At 55.4% G+C, this 3,295-nt stretch carries 2 protein-coding genes; one reads left to right on the top strand and one right to left on the bottom strand.

Features of this window, described 5'->3' with window-relative positions:
* Positions 1–767: tetratricopeptide repeat protein (locus KBT70_RS13610; protein ID WP_296634546.1), on the top strand; the 767-nt coding region annotated here is incomplete at its 5' end.
* 99 nt (positions 768–866) lie between these two features.
* Here the strand turns inward: KBT70_RS13610 and KBT70_RS13605 are convergent.
* Entirely contained in the window at positions 867–2,969 is a 2,103-nt protein-coding gene (locus KBT70_RS13605) for a protein-disulfide reductase DsbD domain-containing protein (protein WP_008282976.1), read from the bottom strand.
* Between the last annotated feature and the right edge of the window lie 326 nt (positions 2,970–3,295).

Below are 3,295 nucleotides of genomic sequence, written 5' to 3'. Positions count from 1 at the left end.
CAAACCTCTCAGAGTTGACCCAGAGACTAAAAACCCGGCTTGAAGCAGACGAGTCTGGTGGACCAAGTGATGGTTGGGTTCTGCTCGGTCAGACCTATATGCGTATGGCTCGTTACGATGATGCCGCCGATGCATTCGAACGCGTCACTGTCCGCGACAATGCAGATATCTCAACCCTATTGCTATATGCCGAGGCCTTGATCGCAGCCGAGAACGGGATCGTGACGCCGCAAGCGGAAAGCGTGATCGAACGCGCATCGGAGATGGACCCCGATGATCCAGGCCCAATTTTCTATAGAGCCCGGATCCTCGAACAGGACGGGGTTCCAGATGAAGCGAGGACGCTTTTGATCGAGCGCCTCAAGAGAGCGGATCGCGCCTATCCGTGGATGGAACTTTTCCTGTCTGTCGCCAACCGATTGGGGGAACAGGTTGGAGAGAGCCCTGTCACCCTAGCTGATTTCTTTCCGGACTCTCGGGACGCGCGTAGCCCCGGTGCGGCCGATATCGAGGCCGCTCAGGACATGTCGGTCGAGGAACGCAGCGCTTTCGTCCGCTCCATGGTTGACCGCTTGGCGGCGCGATTGTTGGATGACCAAGACAATCTTGAAGGATGGCTTCGGCTTGCGGAGGCGTACAGTGTATTGGGTGACTTTGATGCTGCCCAGAACGCCGCCGACAATGCGCGCACCTTGGCCGAAAGCCTTCCGGAAACCGACCCTATGCGTGCCGCCGCCACGGCCCGATTGGATCGGATCAACAAATAAATTGGGGCCGCGTGGTCTCAGATACATAACAGCTTTCCTTTCACCTGAAACTAAACCACTGTAGGTTCTGCCTCCCTTGAGCAATGCAACGGCACTATGTCATCGTTTTCGGACAGCGCTGAGATTGGCAGCCGACAGTGCTTCGAGAACGGCATCCGCAGATAGTAGTTCAGATAAAATGATACCTTCAGGAGCATCTGGACCGTAGACGATGTTGAGCGGAATTGCGTATCTGCCGTGCGCCTCGAGATAGGATTGGATTTTCGCGTCCGGTCGCGTCCAATCCGCGCGCATCGCAATCACGCCTTCCTCGCCAAGTGCTCCCAAAACTGGTTCACGATCCAGGACCAGGGTTTTGTTTGCTTTACAAGTGATGCACCAATCCGCAGTAACGTCCACGAAGACAGTTTTGCCCTGCGACACTTCACGCGCGATCCGGGACCGGTCGAACTCGACCCAGTAAGAAGTGATCGAGGCTGTTACATCATCGGAGCTTTTTGGCAGCAGTGCAGGGGCCGCCAACGTCATGCCCAAAACCGCAGTCATTCCCCACAGCAAACCGTTACGAGGCTGAACCTGATAGGCTCTCGCCGCCAGTACGATGAGCCCAAGACCCAGCAGCACCAGGCCTGTGAGAGTTGGCGACGTCACACCAATCAAGACCCAGCATAGCCATGCAACGGTTCCGGCAAGCAGCAATCCGAGAACGATCTTCACGCTTATCATCCAGGGTCCCGGTTTGGGCAGTCGAGACAGGAAACCAGGCCAAGCGGCAACCAGAATATATGGCAGTGCAAGCCCAATCCCCATCGCTGTGAAAACCGCAAGTATATCGCCTGTCGTGCCAGAAAGGGCGAAGGCAATGGCTGTCCCCAGCAACGGGGCTGAACAAGGCGTTGCAAGTATCGCAGCCAGAGCGCCGGTGGAGAAGTCTTCGGCATACCCCCGCCCAAAGCGGCCAGATAGCCTAACCATCCAGCTGCTGGGCAAAGAAATTTCAAAAACTCCAAACAAATTTGCCGCAAAGAGTCCGACAACGAGAATGAGTGCAATTAGGAAATATGCATTCTGAAACTGCACACCCCATCCAACGGCATATCCGAGCGTCTGCAGCGCTATGACCGCCAAGGCCAGCACCCACATAAAAGCAACAGTTCCCACAGCCGTAGCGAGAAATCCCGCGCGCAATTGTGAAAGGGAGCGATTCTTCATTCGGAGCGCCGACCCGAACTTAATCGATAGAACTGGCAAGACGCATGGCATTGCGTTCAGTATCAACCCTCCCAGGAAGGACAGCAAGAGAATCGGGAAAAACTGACCCCTATCTTGGCTGGTCTCGGATGCGTAAGGTGGCGCAGGTACAACGTCGGTAGTGTTCACATCATCGAATGTAACCGCGACACCCTCGTCTACGACCGTAATTCGAAGGGAGGTTTGTTCCTCGCTTAACGCGAGAATCGGGATACTTGCCCAGAGACCGGTGCGATCACTTGTAAGGCGGATGTCGGGTGCGCCGAATGCAGAGCCTGCACCAAACTCTGGAAAAAGATCGGGATTGTTCCAGCCAGAAGGCCGCGTCATTTGAACAACCAATGCCTGATCCTGCTTCAGCGATGCGCCCGAGACCGCTATTGCACTTTCTGGCCCTGCAACAGGTACGCGAGCGGCCCATGTCGCGATATCGGTCGCGGCTTTCGCATCGACGCCCGTTCCCAATGGCACAGGGAGTGTCAATTCAAACCTTTCCGGAATGCACACATTGGAGCAGATCAGCAAATCGACGAGTCCCTTCAGCTCGGCCGCTCTATCAGAGTTCGCAAGCCGCAACTGCAATGGAAATATTACTTGTTTGGCATAGCCGAAATTTTCAATTCCGAAGGCGCGGAAACGCGTGGGTGCGGGCCAAAGCATGTCGACGGATTCAAGGTTTGTGGACCCCTCCCAATCGATCTCTGGCGGCAGGCCAACCTCGCCTGGCGACCGCCAGTACGCTTTCCATCCTTCCTCCAGTTCAATCTTCAAACCCGCCGAAAGGAACTGCGATCCTGGGGCGATTCCTGCTTCCGCGACGATCAAACGTGCCGTCAGAACTTCGGAACGATACGCATTGGATTCCAAGGCGCGAACAGGGCTTGCCACAAAAACAAGAAAGAGTGCGAGACTGATAAGCAATCCCTGATACCCTGCCAAGGTTGTACGCATATTCTGACCTCTTTTTCTTCGCGCTCAGTCTCGGGAAGTTACAGCAACGTGCTAGTCCCGAACGCCTTTGTGACGGCGTCGACCCCTCAAACAGTGGGCAGAGCCAAGACTCCGACTAACTAGGCGACAGCGATGCTCGTCTGGGCTTCCTACAAAACAGTCGTTTTTCCGCGTCGAACGCAAGCTGGACCCGCTCTCCATGGTGTCGCGCTCTCAGGCTAGCGCCGTTTCAAGGTTAGTCCTTTTTTGTCTGTTCACGATACTTACGATAGTGCGCCCGTCGAGACCCGATGCTGGGCGACAAAATAGTCGCACCACAACAACGA

This window comes from Roseovarius sp., assembly GCF_018066915.1.
Lineage (GTDB): Bacteria > Pseudomonadota > Alphaproteobacteria > Rhodobacterales > Rhodobacteraceae > Roseovarius.
This window is presented reverse-complemented; position numbering and strand designations above follow the sequence as displayed.

Coding starts and splice junctions, on each gene's coding strand:
- KBT70_RS13605 (WP_008282976.1), bottom strand. CDS start 2,969: ATGCGTACAACCTTGGCAGGGTATCAGGGATTGCTTATCAGTCTCGCA.